Origin of the sequence: Bradyrhizobium sp. B025, from assembly GCF_042257955.1 — a bacterium.
GTDB classification, from domain to species: domain Bacteria; phylum Pseudomonadota; class Alphaproteobacteria; order Rhizobiales; family Xanthobacteraceae; genus Bradyrhizobium; species Bradyrhizobium diazoefficiens.
In genome coordinates this window covers 4,742,136-4,757,808 of the sequence record NZ_CP170150.1, presented here as the reverse complement: position 1 = coordinate 4,757,808, position 15,673 = coordinate 4,742,136, and the positions used below count along the sequence as shown (strand labels likewise).

General features: G+C 64.4%; 15 protein-coding genes and 1 tRNA gene. 4 read left to right on the top strand and 12 right to left on the bottom strand.

All coding sequences use genetic code 11. From position 1 onward, the window contains the following. Positions 1–4: 4 nt before the first annotated feature. From ACE10W_RS22030 to ACE10W_RS22000, 7 genes are all read right to left on the bottom strand, one after another. Entirely contained in the window at positions 5–370 is a 366-nt protein-coding gene (locus tag ACE10W_RS22030) for a hypothetical protein (RefSeq protein WP_011087699.1), read from the bottom strand. 151 nt (positions 371–521) lie between these two features. After that, positions 522–3,680, bottom strand: coding sequence for an efflux RND transporter permease subunit (locus ACE10W_RS22025; RefSeq protein WP_375761951.1), 3,159 nt, complete (start codon positions 3,678–3,680; stop codon positions 522–524). After that, positions 3,677–5,113, bottom strand: coding sequence for an efflux RND transporter periplasmic adaptor subunit (locus tag ACE10W_RS22020; protein WP_375761950.1), 1,437 nt, complete (start codon positions 5,111–5,113; stop codon positions 3,677–3,679). Before ACE10W_RS22020 ends, ACE10W_RS22025 begins: the two co-directional genes overlap by 4 nt. Then, positions 5,110–5,508 carry a FixH family protein gene (locus tag ACE10W_RS22015; protein WP_375761949.1) on the bottom strand — a complete coding sequence of 133 codons (399 nt, stop codon included), beginning with the start codon at positions 5,506–5,508 and terminating at the stop codon, positions 5,110–5,112. Before ACE10W_RS22015 ends, ACE10W_RS22020 begins: the two co-directional genes overlap by 4 nt. A 121-nt stretch (positions 5,509–5,629) precedes the next feature. Further along, positions 5,630–5,989, bottom strand: coding sequence for a hypothetical protein (locus ACE10W_RS22010; RefSeq protein ID WP_028171698.1), 360 nt, complete (start codon positions 5,987–5,989; stop codon positions 5,630–5,632). A 485-nt stretch (positions 5,990–6,474) separates the two neighbouring features. Further along, positions 6,475–7,116 carry an NrsF family protein gene (locus ACE10W_RS22005; RefSeq protein WP_375761948.1) on the bottom strand — a complete coding sequence of 214 codons (642 nt, stop codon included), beginning with the start codon at positions 7,114–7,116 and terminating at the stop codon, positions 6,475–6,477. Continuing rightward, positions 7,113–7,670: a sigma-70 family RNA polymerase sigma factor gene (locus tag ACE10W_RS22000; RefSeq protein ID WP_171901289.1), complete on the bottom strand. Its 558-nt coding sequence runs from the start codon at positions 7,668–7,670 to the stop codon at positions 7,113–7,115. The genes ACE10W_RS22005 and ACE10W_RS22000 overlap by 4 nt, the downstream gene beginning before the upstream one ends. Positions 7,671–7,902: 232 nt before the next feature. Between ACE10W_RS22000 and ACE10W_RS21995 the strand changes: the two genes are divergently transcribed. After that, positions 7,903–8,619 carry a cation transporter gene (locus tag ACE10W_RS21995; RefSeq protein ID WP_375761947.1) on the top strand — a complete coding sequence of 239 codons (717 nt, stop codon included), beginning with the start codon at positions 7,903–7,905 and terminating at the stop codon, positions 8,617–8,619. Positions 8,620–8,795: 176 nt separating this feature from the next. Here the strand turns inward: ACE10W_RS21995 and pepT are convergent, their stop codons facing one another. Both pepT and ACE10W_RS21985 read right to left on the bottom strand, forming a co-directional pair. Continuing rightward, the gene (gene pepT, locus ACE10W_RS21990) at positions 8,796–10,046 is read right to left on the bottom strand and encodes a peptidase T (RefSeq protein ID WP_375761946.1); all 1,251 of its coding nucleotides are present in this window, start codon (positions 10,044–10,046) and stop codon (positions 8,796–8,798) included. Between the two features lie 104 nt (positions 10,047–10,150). Continuing rightward, on the bottom strand, positions 10,151–10,450 hold the full coding sequence (locus ACE10W_RS21985; RefSeq protein ID WP_011087690.1) for an HU family DNA-binding protein: 300 nt from the start codon (positions 10,448–10,450) through the stop codon (positions 10,151–10,153). Positions 10,451–10,684: 234 nt separating this feature from the next. Here ACE10W_RS21985 and ACE10W_RS21980 point away from each other — a divergent pair. After that, a tRNA-Asp gene (locus tag ACE10W_RS21980) sits at positions 10,685–10,761 on the top strand. Positions 10,762–10,980: 219 nt separating this feature from the next. After that, positions 10,981–11,823 (top strand): FkbM family methyltransferase, encoded by an 843-nt coding sequence (locus ACE10W_RS21975; protein WP_375761945.1) that lies wholly within the window; start codon positions 10,981–10,983, stop codon positions 11,821–11,823. Positions 11,824–11,968: 145 nt separating this feature from the next. Here the strand turns inward: ACE10W_RS21975 and ACE10W_RS21970 are convergent, their stop codons facing one another. The 3 genes from ACE10W_RS21970 to ACE10W_RS21960 all read right to left on the bottom strand — a co-directional run bounded on the left by ACE10W_RS21970 (position 11,969) and on the right by ACE10W_RS21960 (position 14,864). Beyond that, positions 11,969–12,172 (bottom strand): hypothetical protein, encoded by a 204-nt coding sequence (locus ACE10W_RS21970; protein WP_375761944.1) that lies wholly within the window; start codon positions 12,170–12,172, stop codon positions 11,969–11,971. 142 nt (positions 12,173–12,314) lie between these two features. Beyond that, positions 12,315–13,610, bottom strand: coding sequence for a spinster family MFS transporter (locus tag ACE10W_RS21965; RefSeq protein ID WP_375761943.1), 1,296 nt, complete (start codon positions 13,608–13,610; stop codon positions 12,315–12,317). Between the two features lie 63 nt (positions 13,611–13,673). Next, complete coding sequence (locus ACE10W_RS21960) at positions 13,674–14,864, bottom strand: aromatic ring-hydroxylating dioxygenase subunit alpha (protein WP_028171706.1); 1,191 nt, start codon at positions 14,862–14,864, stop codon at positions 13,674–13,676. A 216-nt stretch (positions 14,865–15,080) separates the two neighbouring features. Between ACE10W_RS21960 and ACE10W_RS21955 the strand changes: the two genes are divergently transcribed. After that, the gene (locus tag ACE10W_RS21955; protein WP_011087686.1) at positions 15,081–15,590 is read left to right on the top strand and encodes a MarR family winged helix-turn-helix transcriptional regulator; all 510 of its coding nucleotides are present in this window, start codon (positions 15,081–15,083) and stop codon (positions 15,588–15,590) included. Positions 15,591–15,673: the final 83 nt, after the last annotated feature.

Below are 15,673 nucleotides of genomic sequence, written 5' to 3'. Positions count from 1 at the left end.
CCGTTCAGGTCAGGTGCTTGGGGGGCGGGGATGCCGTATCGGGCGCGATGCCGGCGAGCGCCGGCTGCCGCTGCGGGACCGGCGCTGCCATTACATCGGCCGCGGCTTCCGGCTGCACCGGTTGCACGACAGCGATGGAGAAGCAGCCGTGGCAGTGATGGCCGGCAAGCGCCTTATGATCGCCATGGCCGGCCGCACCGTGGTCGAGCATCGCCGCGATCTCGGAGCCGCCGGACGGGCTGGTCACATCGATGTCGTGGGCCCCGTGGAGCGCGCCCGAGAGCAGATACATGACCGCGACGAACACAGCCACGAGCCCGCGCCAATGGCGCGTGGTGCTCCGTCTGAAGGGTCGGCGATTCAGGACCACGAATTCACTCTCGCTGTCGGTTCGGCTGGCCTAGCATGGCAGCGGGAACAGTGTCGACCCGCAATAGTGTTACGTGTGGGGAACTCAACGTCGCAGCCGCACCTCATGATGCGAGTGCGACCGGGGCGCAACATTCCGGGGGATTACGAGCTCATTCGGCGGCCTCCGGAATTTGCTCCGACGCGACAGCCCCGTCGCCCGTACGGAGCCCGAAGCCCTTCACCAGGCCGAAGATTGCGGGGATCACGATCAGCGTCAGCAGCGTCGACGAGATCATGCCGCCGATCATGGGCACGGCGATCCGCTGCATGATCTCCGATCCCGTTCCGCTGCTCCACATGATCGGCAGCAGGCCGGCCATGATCGCAACCACGGTCATCATTTTCGGGCGGACGCGCTCGACCGCGCCTTCCATGATCGCCTTGTCGAGATCGTCGCGGGTCAGGACGCGTCCGGCGCGCGCGCAGCGCGCTTCGGTTTCGGCAAGGGCGTGGTTGAGATAGATCAGCATCACCACGCCGGTCTCGGCCGCCACGCCCGCGAGCGCGATGAAGCCGACGGCGACCGCGACCGAGAGGTTGAAGCCGAGCCACCACATCAGCCACAGGCCGCCGACGAGGGCGAAGGGCAGGGAGAGCATCACGATCATGGTCTCGGTGATCGAGCGGAAGTTGAGGTAGAGCAGCAGGAAGATGATCAGCAGCGTCACCGGCACCACGATCTTCAGCCGCGCGGTGGCGCGTTCCAGATATTCGTATTGCCCGCTCCAGACCACATAGTAGCCTGATGGGAACTGGACGCTCGCCTGCACCGCAGCCCTCGCATCGGCGACATAGCCGCCGAGGTCACGGTCGCGGATGTCGACATAGATGTAGGTGGCGAGCTGGCCGTTCTCGGTCCGGATCGAGGTCGGCCCGCGCGCCGGCGTGACGCTTGCGACCTCGCCGAGCGGGACGGCGCCGCCGCCCGGCATCGGCACCAGGATGTCGCTGGCGATCGCCTTCGGATTGTCGCGCAGGTCGCGCGGATAGCGCATGTTGACGGTGAAGCGCTGCCGGCCCTCGACGGTCGTCGTCACCGTCTGGCCGCCGAGCGCGGTCGCAATCGTGTCCTGCACGTCCTGCACCATGATGCCGTAACGCGACAGCGCCTCGCGGTCCGGCGTGATCTCGAGATAGTAGCCGCCGAGGCTCCGCTCGGCATAGGCCGAGGAGGTGCCGGGCACCGCCTTGAGCACCTGCTCGATCTGCCGGGCCACCTTGTCGATCCCGGCGAGATCGGTGCCCATGACCTTGATGCCAACGGGGGTGCGGATGCCGGTCGAGAGCATGTCGATGCGCGCCTTGATCGGCATGGTCCAGGCGTTGGAGACGCCCGGAAACTGCAGCGCCTTGTCCATCTCGGCGATCAGGCTGTCGATCGTCACGCCGGCGCGCCACTGCTCCTCCGGCTTGAGGTCGACGATGGTCTCGAACATCTCCGACGGCGCCGGATCGGTCGCGGTTGCCGCACGACCGGCCTTGCCGTAGACCGAGGCGACTTCCGGAAACGAGCGGATGATGCGGTCCTGGGTCTGCATCAGCTCGGCCGCCTTGGTCACGGAAATGCCGGGAAGCGTCGTCGGCATGTAGAGCAGGGTGCCTTCGTTGAGATTCGGCATGAACTCGGAGCCGAGCCGGCCTGCCGGCCAGATCGAGGCGGCGAGCACGCCAAGCGCGAGCAGGATCACTGGGATCCGCGCCCGCAGCACGCCTGAGATCACCGGCCGGTAGATCCAGATCAGGAAGCGGTTGATCGGGTTCTTGTGCTCCGGGATGATCCTGCCGCGGACGAAGATCACCATCAGCGCCGGCACCAGCGTGACCGACAGCAGCGCCGCCGCCGCCATCGCGAAGGTCTTGGTGAAGGCGAGCGGGCTGAACAGCCGGCCCTCCTGCGATTCCAGGGTGAAGATCGGCATGAACGAGACGGTGATGATCAGCAGGCTGAAGAACAGCGCCGGGCCGACCTCGGCGGCGGCCTCGATCAGGATCGCTACCCGCGAATGGCCGGGCGCGGCGCGCTCGAGATGCTTGTGCGCGTTCTCGATCATGACGATCGCCGCGTCGATCATGGCGCCGATCGCGATCGCGATGCCGCCGAGGCTCATGATGTTGGAGCCGATCCCGAGCAGCTTCATCGCCCCGAACGCCATCAGCACCCCGACGGGGAGCATCAGGATGGCAACCAGCGCGCTGCGGACATGCAGCAGGAACACGATGCAGACCAGCGCCACCACGATGCTCTCCTCGAGCAGCGTATGCCGGAGCGTCTCGATCGCGGCCTTGATCAGGTTGGAGCGGTCGTAGACCGGAACGATCTCGATCGATTTCGGCAGGCTGGTTGCGATCTCCCTGAATCGCTTCTTGACGCCCTCGATTACGTCGAGTGCGTTCATGCCGAAGCGCTGCAGCACGATGCCGCTCGCCACCTCGCCCTCGCCGTTGAGCTCGGCGATGCCGCGCCGCTCGTCCGGTCCGAGCTCGACGCGGGCGACGTCGCGCAGCTTGACCGGCGTTCCGTTGTCGGTCTTCAGCACGATGTTGCCGATGTCGTCGACGCTTTTCAGATAGCCCTTGCCGCGAATGACATATTCGAACTCGGAAAGCTCGACGGTGCGGCCGCCGACGTCGGCATTGCTGGCGCGGATGGCATCGCGCATCTTCTGCATGGTGATGCCGAGGTCGCGCATGCGCTGCGAATCGAGGATGACGTTGTATTGCCGCACGAAGCCGCCGATGCTCGCGATCTCCGCCACGCCTTCCGCCTTGGCGAGCGCAAACTTCAGATTCCAGTCCTGGATCGTCCGCGTCTCAGCAAGGTTCAATTCCTTGGACATCACCGCATATTGGTAGACCCAGCCGACGCCGGTGGCGTCGGGCCCGATCGTGGGCGTGACGCCGGCGGGCAGCCGCGACGCGGCGCCGTTGAGGAATTCGAGCACGCGCGAACGGGCCCAGTAGATGTCGGTACCGTCCTCGAAGATGACGTAGACGAAGGAGACGCCGAAGAAGGAGAAGCCGCGCACCACCTTCGACCTTGGCACCGTCAGCATCGCAGTGGTGAGGGGATAGGTGACCTGATCCTCGATCACCTGGGGCGCCTGGCCCTGATATTCGGTGTAGACGATGACCTGGGTGTCGGAGAGGTCTGGAATGGCATCCAGCGGCAGATGGAGCAAGGCATAGAGGCCGGCCGCGGCGGCAAAGCCGGTGCCGAACAGGACCAGCAGCAGGTTGCGTGCCGACCAGGCGATGATGCGCGCGATCATGGCTTGCCTCCCATCGCGTGGCCGCCGTGCGCATCAGTGCCTTGCGCGTTAGTACCTTGGACGTTGCCGCCTTCGGCGAGTCCTTTGAGGGCCGCCTTGAGGTTGCTCTCGGCATCGATCAGGAAGTTGGCGGAGGTGACGATGACGTCGCCCTCGGCAAGCCCGTCGCGGATCTCGACATACCCATCGCCCCGCCGCCCGAGCTTGACCTCGCGCGGCTCGAAGCGGCCCTGTCCCTTGTCGACCAGGACGGCCTGCCGGCTGCCGGTGTCGAGCACCGCGCTTTCGGCCACGCTGAGCACCGGCGCCGGATTGCCGGTATCTATCGCGGCATCGACATACATGTCGGGAAGCAGCGCGAGATCGTCGTTGGCGAGTTCGATCCGTATCCGCGCCGTGCGCGTTTCCTTGTTCAGCTGCGGATAGATGACGCTGATCCGGCCGCCAAAATCCCGACCGGGATAGCTGCGCGCCCGCACCGTCACGGGCTGGCCGACGGCAATGCCGCCGAGGTCGCGCTCGGCGACGTCGACATTGGCCCACACCAGCGAGATATCGGCGATGCGAAACAGGATGTCGCCGGGCTGGGCGCGCATGCCGTCGATGGCGTTGCGCTGGAGCACGATGCCGTCACGCGGCGACGACCATTGGATGGTGATCGGCACCGCATGGCTCTTCTCCATCTCGGCGATGACGGGTTCGGGGACATCGAGATTGACCAGCCGCTGCCGCGAGCCCCGGCCGTAGGGTTCGATGCCCGCGGTCGTCTTCGAGGTGATGGTCGCGAGATATTCGGCCGCTGCGGACGATACGGCCGGACTGTAGATCTCCATCAGCGACTGCCCCTTGGTCACGCGGCTTCCGGTGGTGACGTCGGCAACCTTCTGCACAAAACTCTCGGCGCGCATGGCGATGACCGAGATCCGGCGTTCGTCGAGCTGGATAGTGCCGGGCGCGCGCACCAGCGTCCGCAGCCGCCGTAGTTCGGCAGGCTCCGATTTGACGCCGCTGCGCTGGATTTTGCCGGGCGACAGCTTGACCGAACCGTCGTCGCTGTCGTCGCCGTCATAGACGGCGATGTAATCCATCCCCATCGAATCCTTCTTCGGCACTGGTGAGGTGTCGGGCAGGCCCATCGGGTTGCGGTAATATTTGATCTTGCGATCGGCCTTGTGCTCGCCTTTAGGCTCGTCGGCATCGGACGGCGCCGGTACGGCGACGTAGTCGCGGCCGTCCTCGGTCTTCTTCGGCGTCGGCGAATAGAGCGGCTTGCCGTCCGGATCCTGATAATAGAGCGGGGCGGCCGTATCCGCCGCATTCGCTGCGGACAAAATCGGATCGCCATTCGCCGGCAAAAAGCTGCCGGCAAACAGCGCGGCGCCTGCCGCTGCGACAAGCGCAGCGGTAGTGCCGATGAGGCGGCTCTTGCTCATTGCTCGGCCGTGACGACGAGCTTGTTTTCGACCGTGCCGCTTTCGCCCTGCACCTTGGCGCCAAGCGAGAGCTGCCAGCGCCCGGCCATGCCGAAGGTGGCCTTGAAACGGTAGGTGCCGGGCTCGGTGCCCGGCATCGGCGTGACCTTGGTGGCCATCTCCTGCATGCCGTCGGGCGCCATGTCGAGCCGGCTGGCGAAGACCACGGCATCCGGCACGGTCTTGCCGGAGGTCTTGTTGACCAGCCGTACCGTCACGATGCGATCGGCGCCGGCCTTGACGGTCGGCTGCATGAGCTGGAATTCATAGTTCTTGATTTCGGCGCGTGCGGAGGTCGCAAACGCGGTTGCGATCAGCGCGGCCACGGCGGCGCGCGCGACGTGGGACGTTGTCATGATTTCAATTTCCTCGATGGGTCTGATGGAGTCGCACGCAACGACGTGACGCGTCGCAAGACGGTATGCAGCCATGCGCGCCGATTGCGGCACGCATGTTCACCAGGCGGCGGAGCGCCTGTCAGACGATCGATCGAGGGGGATGATCCGGAGGTGGGCGGGTGAGGCCGTCGCCGATGGCATCATCGAGCGGCCGAAGCAGCGCGAGAGGACGCGCATAGCGGATGGCGGTCGCGACGACAGGTCCTGCCTGCAACGCCTTCAGCATGCAGATCGCGAGGAGCGGGCAGTCCTGGCATTGCTTGCTGTTCTGCTCGTCGGGGCAGCACGGCATGTCCGCCGACATGTCCTGTGCGCCGGTCATCTGCATGTCGCTAGCCATCAGAGGCTCCGCCGCTGCTGGTGTCACCAGCGGCGCAACCATCAGCCCCGCGGTCACGAGGACCGCGAGCACGAGCCTGAGGATGCGACAAGCCATCATTGCGCGACACTCTCACACGGTGGCAACACTGGAAAGTCCCCCGGTTCACAAGTGTGAGAGCAGGGAGCGCTGGTGGTTAACCGTTTCGAGCGATCGCGGAGTACCATGTTATTGCGCAATCCTAATGGGATTTGGGGCCTCCCTGATAACGCCATCCGGATGCGCCGCCCGCCGGTGCGGTGGCGGGCAGCGTAGGAGCTTGTCGATCATAGGCCAACGCGGAATACGGGCCTTGAGGTAGGACAAACGTTCTGGATTGCGAGGTTTGCCTGGCCTCATTCGGCCAATAGCTCCTGTCGGAAATGGTCGAGCCCGCATGGGCGCTGGCCGAGACGGCCAAGAGAAGCGTGAGTGCGAGAAGGCTCTTCGTCAACATAGTTCCGGCTCCATGATTTTCGCGGAAGCGCCTCTGTTGCGCTTCTTCTGAGGAGTTCGGAGCCATCCGCGAGTCGGTTACAGGCTCACGCCGACGTGAGTGCAGCCTCTCACCAGCGCAGCAGCCGGGGTCCCAACAATGCGCCTGCGAGGGTGCACAGCACGATCGTACCGCCATACCAGAGCGCGACGAAGGGCAGCGAGTCGTCGGTGCAGTGAAGCGCATAGGCCATCGCGCTCATGCCACCTGCGACGAGCCCGCTGAAGGCGCCGGTACGGACCAGATTGGTCGGAGCCGCCTGTCGCACAGCCCAGATGACGACGGCAAACGGGACAATCGCGATGATCGGAATCGAGATGAGGCATTCGAGCCATTGATCACCCATCACCATCCTGTCCCAGTGCGAGCTAGGCGCCTGCCCGAGGCTGACGCCTGCAAGCACCAGGATCGCCACAAACGGCAGTGCGGCGAGGCCCGGGGATACTCTTCGTTCCCCGCCAGGCCGCGCCAGCCGTGCCAGATAGACCGCCGCCGCGCCTGTGGTGCCGAACGCGAATGCGATCTTCAGGAACAGAAAAATCAGGGTGCGTGGCGTGGTCAGGTCGGTGCGGACACCAAGTGCCAAGAACGTGACTCCGATTGCAACGGCCATTCCAACCACAAGCGCAGTGCCGACGCTGCGGTTGACCTGTCGCCGGTTGACCGGTTCGACACCCGCGCTGAGCGCGCTGATCAGCTCGTCCGTCTTCATGTTTGCGTCCTCTGTGCGATCAACGCCGCCAGGGTCTTCAGCCCGCGGTGAATATTGACCTTCACGCCCGATTCCGAGATGTGGCAGCGCTGTGCCGCTTCAGCGACGCTCAGCCCGTCGAGTTTCACGGCCTCGATCGCGCATTGCATCTTTTCCGGCAGGTGTTTGAGCAACCGCCTGAGATCGAAGCTGCTCTCGGTGCTGAGGTAATCGTCATTGGCAATGACGTCGCCCGCCTCGTCGATCGGCACGTCGGTAACCGAGGCCCGGTTTCGGCGGAGAAAATCGATCAGCTTGTAGCGCGCGATCGCGTGCACCCAGGGCGTTAACAGCTCCTGCGGATCGTAGGTGTGTCGCTGGAGGTGGATCGCCAGCACGGCCTCCTGAACCAGATCCTCGGCTTCCGTGGCACTCCGGCCCATCCTGGCGAGCTTGCCCTTGTAATAAGCGCGCAAATGGCGGCTCAGCCGCTCAAGCAGCATGCGATGCGCCGCAGCATCGCCATCCTGGCTGGCAAGCATGAGTGCCTTGAGCTCGGTTTCCGTGGTCGTCATACCCACATGGCTATAGTTCGGTCGTATTGCCGACTTGGTTACAGTCAGTTCGCAAGATTCTCATTTCCTCCTCCAAGGCAAACGGTGCGAGGGGTCGATCGAGTGGTCCGCAACGCGGATTGGGACGACTTCGTACGTAGGGACTAGAGGTCGAGGCAATTGTGGAACCGCGCCTGGAAGATCGCCATCGTTACAGGCGCATGGTAAAATGGGACGCCGGAGGGAGCCTGGAATGCCTGAAGAGTGCTGCTGCTCACACGACGCGTGCTGCGAGAAGGCCGCCAAACCCCGCGTGGAGGAGGTCGCCACGTCGGGCTGCGCCGACTGCTGCTCGGCAGGCGTTCCGGTTTTCGACGGGCTTGATCCACGATACAGGCGCGTGCTGTGGACCGTCATCGCCATCAACGCGGCGATGTTCGTGACCGAAATGGTGGCGGGCCACTTGGCCGGCTCGCAGGCTCTCAAGGCCGATGCTCTCGACTTCCTGGCCGATACAGTCACCTACGGCTTGAGCCTTTCGGTCATCGGCGCGAGCCTCAAGACACGGGCCACCGCCGCACTGTTCAAGGGGTTGTCGCTCAGCGCGATGGCAGCCTGGGTGTTCGGATCAACGGTCTATCAGACCCTGATCCTGGGGCTTCCTCGCGCGGAGCTGATGGGAGCGATGAGCCTGGCCGCGCTGGCGGCGAATCTGACCTCGGTTCTCCTGCTCGCGCGCTACAAGGACGGCGACGCCAACGTGCGGTCGGTATGGCTCTGCTCGCGCAATGACGCGGTCGGCAACGTCATTGTGATGATTGCTGCCGTTGGCGTATTCGGTACCGGAACGGCATGGCCTGATCTCGCTGTTGCCGCCGTGATGGCGGGAATTTTCCTCACCTCATCTTTGCAGATCCTGCGGCAAGCGTGGGCGGAGTATCGCGGCGGCCAAGCTGCTGCGACCGCCTGAGGGGCAGGCTGGTCCCGGGCGCAATCGAGACGCGAAAAGGCCCCAGCCCGGGGCTGACCGGCTGAGGCCTTTGTGCTCACAATCTTCGTCCTTGGGACTTGGATCGCCAACGCGCCCCGCGCCGGCTCGTTCCCTAGGGCTTGGAATTATTTCGCGCGCCGAGATTAGCCGCGCGCCTACGCTTTCTCCTCCCAGATCATGGCGAGGTGCACGATCGTCTGCACCGCCTTTTCCATGTCCTGCCGGCTGACCCATTCCAGGCGCGAATGGAACGCGTGCTCGCCCGCGAAGATGTTGGGGCAGGGCAGGCCCATGAAGGACAGGCGCGAGCCGTCGGTGCCGCCGCGGATCGCGGTGCGCATCGGGCGCAGGCCGGCGCGGCGGATCGCCTCGATGGCGTATTCGAGAATGTGCGGGTGACGGTCGATCACCTGCTTCATGTTGCGGTACTGCTCCTTGACCTCGAACTTGTAGGTCGAGCGCGGATAGTCCTTCATCACATCCTTGACGATGTTCTCGAGCAGGACCTCCTTCTCCTTCAGCCCTTCCTCGGTGAAGTCGCGCACGATGAAGGAGAGCGTTGCCTGCTCGAGCGCACCGTCGATGCCAATTGGATGCAGGAAGCCCTGCTTGCCTGACGTCGTCTCGGGCGAACAGCCTTCCTTCGGGAGTCGCTCGACGATGGCGGCTGCGATCTTGATCGCGTGCTCCATCTTGCCCTTGGCATAGCCCGGATGGGCGCTGACGCCGTTGATGGTGATGGTGGCGCCGTCGGCCGAGAAGGTCTCGTCCTCGACGGAGCCCGCGGTCTCGCCGTCCATGGTGTAGCCGAAATCGGCGCCGAGCTTCTTGATGTCGACATTGTCGACGCCGCGGCCGATTTCCTCGTCCGGCGTGAACAGGATCTTGAGGGTGCCGTGCTTCGCATCGGGGTTGTTGATGAAGAAATGCGCGGCATCCATGATCTCGGCGACGCCGGCCTTGTTGTCGGCGCCCAGCAGCGTGGTGCCGTCGGTGGTGATGATGTCGTTGCCGATCTGGTTCTTCAGCGCGGGATGCTCGGCGAAGCGGATCACCTGGCTGGTATCGCCCGGCAGGGTGATGTCGCCGCCGCGATAGTTCTTCACGACCTGCGGTTTCACGTCCTTGCCAGTGACGTCGGGCGAGGTGTCCATGTGCGAGCAGAAGCAGATCACCGGCGCCTTCTTGTCGGTGTTGGCCGGGATCGTTGCGTAAACGTAGCCGTAGTCGTCGAGATGGGCGTCGGCGACGCCCATGGCCTTCAGCTCGGTGACGAGGACGCGGCCGAGGTCTTTCTGCTTCTCGGTCGAGGGCGAGCTGGGGGATTCCGGATCGGACTGGGTGTCGATGGTGACGTAGCGCAGGAAGCGCTCGGTCACGGTATGCGTGAAGATGAGTGAGGACATTTCTGGTCAAACCGCCGGGGGTCAGGGGGAGCAGGCGGTATATCAGAAAAGAGGGCCACGTTGCGGCCGGAACGAGCTTCGATCAGGCTTAACGAACAGTCACCTCAGATCGCCTCTTTCAGTTCCTTGACCGGGCGGAAGGCGACCTTCTTGCTGGCCTTGATGTGGATGGGCTCGCCGGTGGCGGGATTGCGGCCGGTGCGGGCCGCGCGCTTGCGGACCTGGAGGATGCCCAGCCCCACGATCCGGACGCGGTCGCCCTTCTTCAGGTGCTTGGCGATCAGCTCGACCATGTCGGTGAGGACGGCCTCGGCGTGCTTCTTCGACAGGTCCTGGCTTTCCGCGATGTCGGCGGCGAGGTGCTTGAGGGTGATGGTGGCGGGAGCGGCTGCCTTCTTCGCCATGTCTGGCCTCCTCGATTCTTGCCGGTGGCTGGGGAGACCGCCCCCGGACCCCGCAGGTTCCCGGAGGCGTAGACGATTCGGGACCGGACTGACTACGCCGCCCGGCGCGGCCGGGTCACGTTCCTGCGCGCCACCGGCGGATATCCGCTCCTTCAGGCTGTGGATGCAACGTCCTTGACTTCACCAAGCCCGGCCTTTAAGTCCCCCCTCGTTCCGCGGACATCTGTGCGCCACGCGGGAGTAGCTCAGTTGGTTAGAGCGCCGGCCTGTCACGCCGGAGGTCGCGGGTTCGAGCCCCGTCTCTCGCGCCATTTTATGGCGGAAATCAATAACTTAATCGCTGAATAGAAACCCTCCCTGGCAAACCGCCAGCGGAGCAAAGCGCGTATGCGACGATCGGCGAGCGGGTGGTCGTTATTTTCGATTTTTTCGTGTTTCCGATCTTGCCCGCAACAAGCGGTGTGCAACACATTGTGCAACCCGCCAGACCGCCGACGACCGGTCAAACCGCTCTCATTCGGATCAATCCAATGCAGGCAGCCGATTTCAGCGCAACGCTGCAAAATTTGTTCGCCAAGGGCGTGCGGTACGGGGCCGTGATCGACCTTGGCTGTGCCGATGGGCATTTCGTTCTTAACCACCTGTCACGGCTCGGTGGTGCGGTGCCGCTCAACATTGATGCCAACCGGATCTATGAGAACTCCCTGAGGGCCATCAAGGAGGTGCTTGGCGGGCACTATCGGATCTGCGCCATCACCGACCATGAGGGTGAGATCGAGATCACCGAGTCGGTGCATCCCTACTGGTCGTCCGTGCGCCCGGCGGGCGATCTCTACTGGGCGCGGCTCAACGACCTGATCAAGAGCAAGGTCAAGGTGCCGGCGACGACACTCGATGCGCTGGTCAAGGAACTGTCGCTCGAGCCGCCGTTCCTGCTCAAGCTCGACGTGCAGGGCGCCGAAAAGGCCGCGCTGAAGGGCGCGCGTTACGTGCTCGAAAATTGCAGCGTCGTCGTGTGCGAGGCCGACATCGACGACTTCCAGGACATCAACGCGACGCTGCTGGAGGCAGGTTTCTTCCTCTACGACCTGACGACGCTGCAGCGCCTGCGCGACGGAACGCTCGGCTGGTTTTACCCCGTCTATGTCAGCGGCAAGCTCGCCCACCTGAAGCCGCAGGCGTTCTGGGATACCGGCGACAATGCGGCGGTCATCGAGGTGCAGGAGGCGCGCCGCAAGATGATCCTCGAACAGAACAGCAAGATATTGAACCGGCTGCGCTACGGGCAGGCCGATGCCGGCCGGAATGATCCCTGTCCCTGCGGCTCGGGGCAGAAATTCAAGCATTGCTGCGGCAGCTACCGGGCCGACTGACTTTGGCGCAGTCTGCCGGCTCGTCGAGCTATAGAATACACCCTTGACATTTCAAAGGCTTGGCAGGCCACCTTCAGTCGACGGCTGAAAATCAAAAGGCCGCCCGAGGGCGGCCGGTTGGGGGTCAAATCGAACCTTTTCGCCGTCAGCGAATCTCCGACGTGCCCGCGCTGGTGATCGCCACAGGCTTGCCGGCCTTGATCATCTGGGTCGACTGGGCGGTCTGGCTGTAATCAGCATTGGTGCGGGCCGCGATCCCGAAGCCGGCCACCGCAATGCCGGCCACAAGCGCCACCACCACGATCTTCAGGTGGGTCGCACGATCAGCAGAGTGAATTGAGTGGTTCATCTGAGCCTCCCGACGGGCTTTGCCGCCGTCTATGGGCTCATGTCTTAAGGACCATCTGTTTCCGGATGGTTTCGCGGGTTCCGCAAAATGGTTTCATTAATAAGCCCGGTTGGTTTCGCCAAGCTTATGGCCGAAACTGGTCTCAGGCCGCGGCCCGACCGATATCGTCCCGGATCGCGCGGGCCGCCCAGACGAACAGCAGGGCGCCCAACGTGGTCGTGACCGCCGCCGAGAGCAGGGAATAACGCACGGCGTCCGCGCCATAGCTGCCTTTGAGGGCATCGTTGACCATGCCGACGGCCAGCGGGCCGACGCCCTGGCCGAAGCAGGTGGCGGTGAGCGCGATCAGGGCGGAGGCCAGCGCGCGCATGCTCGGCTTTGCCACGGTCTGCGCGATCGCGAAGATCGGCCCGAGATGGAAGCCGACCAGGAACGAGGTCAGCGCCAGCATCGCGACCATCATCGCGAAATCCTGCGTCAGCATGCACAGCGCGAACACCGGACCGGCGAGACCTGAGGTGATCGCGGGCGCCCAGAGCTTCCAGCGGTCGTCGCCGCGGCTCACTTGCGCCACCACGAAGCCGCCGAGCAGGGTGCCGGCCATTCCGGCGAGCCCCTTGAAGGTGCCGGCATAGGTGCCGATCTCGGCGCTCGACAGGTGGTGCACGCGCGCGAGGAACGGGGGGATCCACGCCGCGGTCGCGTAGTTGGTGTAGGTGGTGAGGCAGAAGCCGATCAGCACGATGATGAAGCTCCGCTGCGAGGCCAGGAAGCGCAGCGTCGGGCCGAGCGGCTCGGGCACGAAGCTCTCCTGCATCGCGCCGCGCTTCGGCTCCGAGATCGTCAGCCACAGGATAGCCGCGAGCAGGATGCCCGGCAGGCCGGCGACGTAGAACGCCATCCGCCAGCCATAGTGCTGGTTGACGTAGCCGCCGACGAAATAGCCGAGGAAGACGCCGAGATAGGTGCCGATGGCGTAGATGCCGAGCGCGCGCGGGCGTTCGTTCTTGGCAAAGAGATCGGCGACGATCGACTGCGAGGCGGGCGAGCCGGCGGATTCGCCGATGCCGACGCCGATGCGCGCCAGCGCCAGCGAGGTCACGCTCGAGGCCGCGCCGCACAGCGCTGTCATCGCGCTCCAGAACGCGAAGGCCACGGCCACGATGTTGCGCCGGTTGAGCCGGTCGGCGGCGCGCGCGATGGGGATGCCGAGCAGGGAGTAGAACAGCGCGAAGCCGAAGCCTGCGAGCAGGCCCATCATGGTGTCGCTGAGGGCAAACTCCTTCTTGATCGGCTCGATCAGGACGTTGAAGATCGTGCGGTCGAGGAAGTTCAGCGCGTAGATGACGGTGAGCAGCCCCAGCACGTAATAGCGCCGCGCCGAGGGCGTTGCCGCGGCAGTCGTTTGCACCGACACTTGTGACGTCACATCGACCATCGCATCCCCCCAATTTTGTCTTTGTTGTCGTTGTCGGTCCAGCCCTTATTGGAGCTGGCCGCTTCACGCGTCGCGGATGTAATTCCCCGCTTCGAATTCGACCGGCGCCGCGCCCACATCGAACGACACGCCGATCGGGTCGCGATCTGCCTCCATCGCCTCCAGTTGCTCGCTCAGCATGCGCCGGATCATCAGGATGCCGCGGTCGCTCTGGCCGAAATGCTCCTCGGAGTGAACGGTCACTTCGCCCTGGCCGACCTGGGCTTCGTAATCACCCGGGAATTGCTGGTGCTCGGCCTCGGTCATGTCCCACCAGAATTTTCCGTTGAACTTGGAGCGCATCCGGCCGATGTCGCCTGATGCCTTGACGCGGCCGGCAACGTAGATGCGGAACGAGGTGTCGTCGATCGGCAGTGTCCAGCCGATCGACTCGACGCGGGCGAACTGCGCCACGCGCGGATTGGGCACGACGCGCAAGGTGGGGAGGGCGGCTTCGGTGACGCGATAGAACACCTTGCCGTCATCCTGCCTGCGGATCGAACGCACGGCGATCCCGCGCGGCGTCTTGTCGAACTTCACCTCCGGCATCGAGGCCATCATGTCAGTGAATTGCGGGCCCGAGAACGAGCCGTGCAGCACCGGCACGTGATAGGGATCGACCACGTTCTCGAAATGCTGCAGCCAGTTGCAGGGAATGACTGCCGGTCCGCCGCCGCCGATCGAGGAATCGTCGGCCTCGACGAACTCGCCGTCGTCCATGTTTTCGAGGCACTCATAGCGCGGCAGCACGGGGCGTTTCTCGGCCGGGCCCATATAGGCGAAGATCAGTCCGTAGCGCTCTTCGACCGGGTACCAGGGCTGGCGCACCTTGTCCTTGAACTGGCCGCCGTCGGGCTCGCAGGGCTGCTCCAGGCAGTGGCCCTCGGTGTCGAACTTCCAGCCGTGATAGCAGCAGCGGATGCCGTCCTCCTCGACCTTGCCATAATAGAGCGTGGTGCCGCGATGGCAGCATCGCGCGTGCAAGAGGCCGGCGCGGCCATGCTTGTCGCGGAATAGCACCAGATCCTCGCCCAGCGCCCGCACCTTCTTCGGGGTGTCGGTGGCATCACCGATCAGCCCGACCGGGTGCCAGTAGCGGCGGAGCAGTTCGCCCATTGGCGTGCCGCGCACGACCGAGGTTAGCTCGGTGCGCGTCTGCGCCGGTTTCATCGCATAGGCCGTGCCGAGATCGCGATCCCGCTGGGTGATCGTCATGCTGGTCCTCCCGCTGTGGGCCGTGCTGGCCAGGCCTTTTTTGTGCCTTTGTCGCAGTGAAAAATAATTCGATGACAATGTCAACGATCTTCCAAGTGCCGCTTGGTCGCATTCGGATGAGGTAGGAGGCGGCCTGCCTCAAGCTTGGGACTTGAGCCCGGCACTTGCTTCGGACTTGGGCTTGGCAGGTCACCGCTTTCTTGGCACAGGTGAACGATGAACCAGACACCGAGGGATGGGTGGACGACGCCCGAGGCGGGCGAGAGCGAGGCGGCGCCGATCACCGTGATGCTGTCGTCGCGGCTGATGGTGTTGGCCAATCTGCTCAAGCGCGGCGCCATCCTGCGCTACAAGCGCCTCGCTGGATTGTCCTCGGTCGAGTTCGGTCTGGTCGCCTCGCTCGGCCGGCGGCCGCCGATGAGCGTCGCGCGGCTCGCCGAAGCGGTCGGCCAGGACAAGGGACAGATCAGCCGCGCGCTTGCGGAACTCGTCTCGCGCAAGCTGATCGCGAAATCGGCCAACCCGAAGGACAGTCGCGAGGTGCTGGTCTCGCTCACCGCGGCGGGGCTCGCCGCGCATGACGTGATCGTCGAAGGCGCGCAGGACCGCAATCGGCGCCTGCTTGAATCGCTGAGCGAAGCCGAGTTCGACACGCTGCTGCGCCAGGTCGATCAGCTCACGGCGATTGCCGCCGAGATGCTCGAGGCCGAAAAGAATTCGCGCTGATGTCTCGGCAATCCCTGGAAATGTTGGATCGCTTCTAAGAGTCTCTCTAAGAAGTTTTCAATTAGGGAAATCGCGCACCCTCA

Coding starts and splice junctions, on each gene's coding strand:
- ACE10W_RS22025 (WP_375761951.1), bottom strand. CDS start 3,680: ATGATCGCGCGCATCATCGCCTGGTCGGCACGCAACCTGCTGCTGGTC.
- ACE10W_RS22020 (WP_375761950.1), bottom strand. CDS start 5,113: ATGAGCAAGAGCCGCCTCATCGGCACTACCGCTGCGCTTGTCGCAGCG.
- ACE10W_RS22015 (WP_375761949.1), bottom strand. CDS start 5,508: ATGACAACGTCCCACGTCGCGCGCGCCGCCGTGGCCGCGCTGATCGCA.
- ACE10W_RS22010 (WP_028171698.1), bottom strand. CDS start 5,989: ATGATGGCTTGTCGCATCCTCAGGCTCGTGCTCGCGGTCCTCGTGACC.
- ACE10W_RS22005 (WP_375761948.1), bottom strand. CDS start 7,116: ATGAAGACGGACGAGCTGATCAGCGCGCTCAGCGCGGGTGTCGAACCG.
- ACE10W_RS22000 (WP_171901289.1), bottom strand. CDS start 7,670: ATGACGACCACGGAAACCGAGCTCAAGGCACTCATGCTTGCCAGCCAG.
- ACE10W_RS21995 (WP_375761947.1), top strand. CDS start 7,903: ATGCCTGAAGAGTGCTGCTGCTCACACGACGCGTGCTGCGAGAAGGCC.
- pepT (WP_375761946.1), bottom strand. CDS start 10,046: ATGTCCTCACTCATCTTCACGCATACCGTGACCGAGCGCTTCCTGCGC.
- ACE10W_RS21985 (WP_011087690.1), bottom strand. CDS start 10,450: ATGGCGAAGAAGGCAGCCGCTCCCGCCACCATCACCCTCAAGCACCTC.
- ACE10W_RS21975 (WP_375761945.1), top strand. CDS start 10,981: ATGCAGGCAGCCGATTTCAGCGCAACGCTGCAAAATTTGTTCGCCAAG.
- ACE10W_RS21970 (WP_375761944.1), bottom strand. CDS start 12,172: ATGAACCACTCAATTCACTCTGCTGATCGTGCGACCCACCTGAAGATC.
- ACE10W_RS21965 (WP_375761943.1), bottom strand. CDS start 13,610: ATGGTCGATGTGACGTCACAAGTGTCGGTGCAAACGACTGCCGCGGCA.
- ACE10W_RS21960 (WP_028171706.1), bottom strand. CDS start 14,864: ATGACGATCACCCAGCGGGATCGCGATCTCGGCACGGCCTATGCGATG.
- ACE10W_RS21955 (WP_011087686.1), top strand. CDS start 15,081: ATGAACCAGACACCGAGGGATGGGTGGACGACGCCCGAGGCGGGCGAG.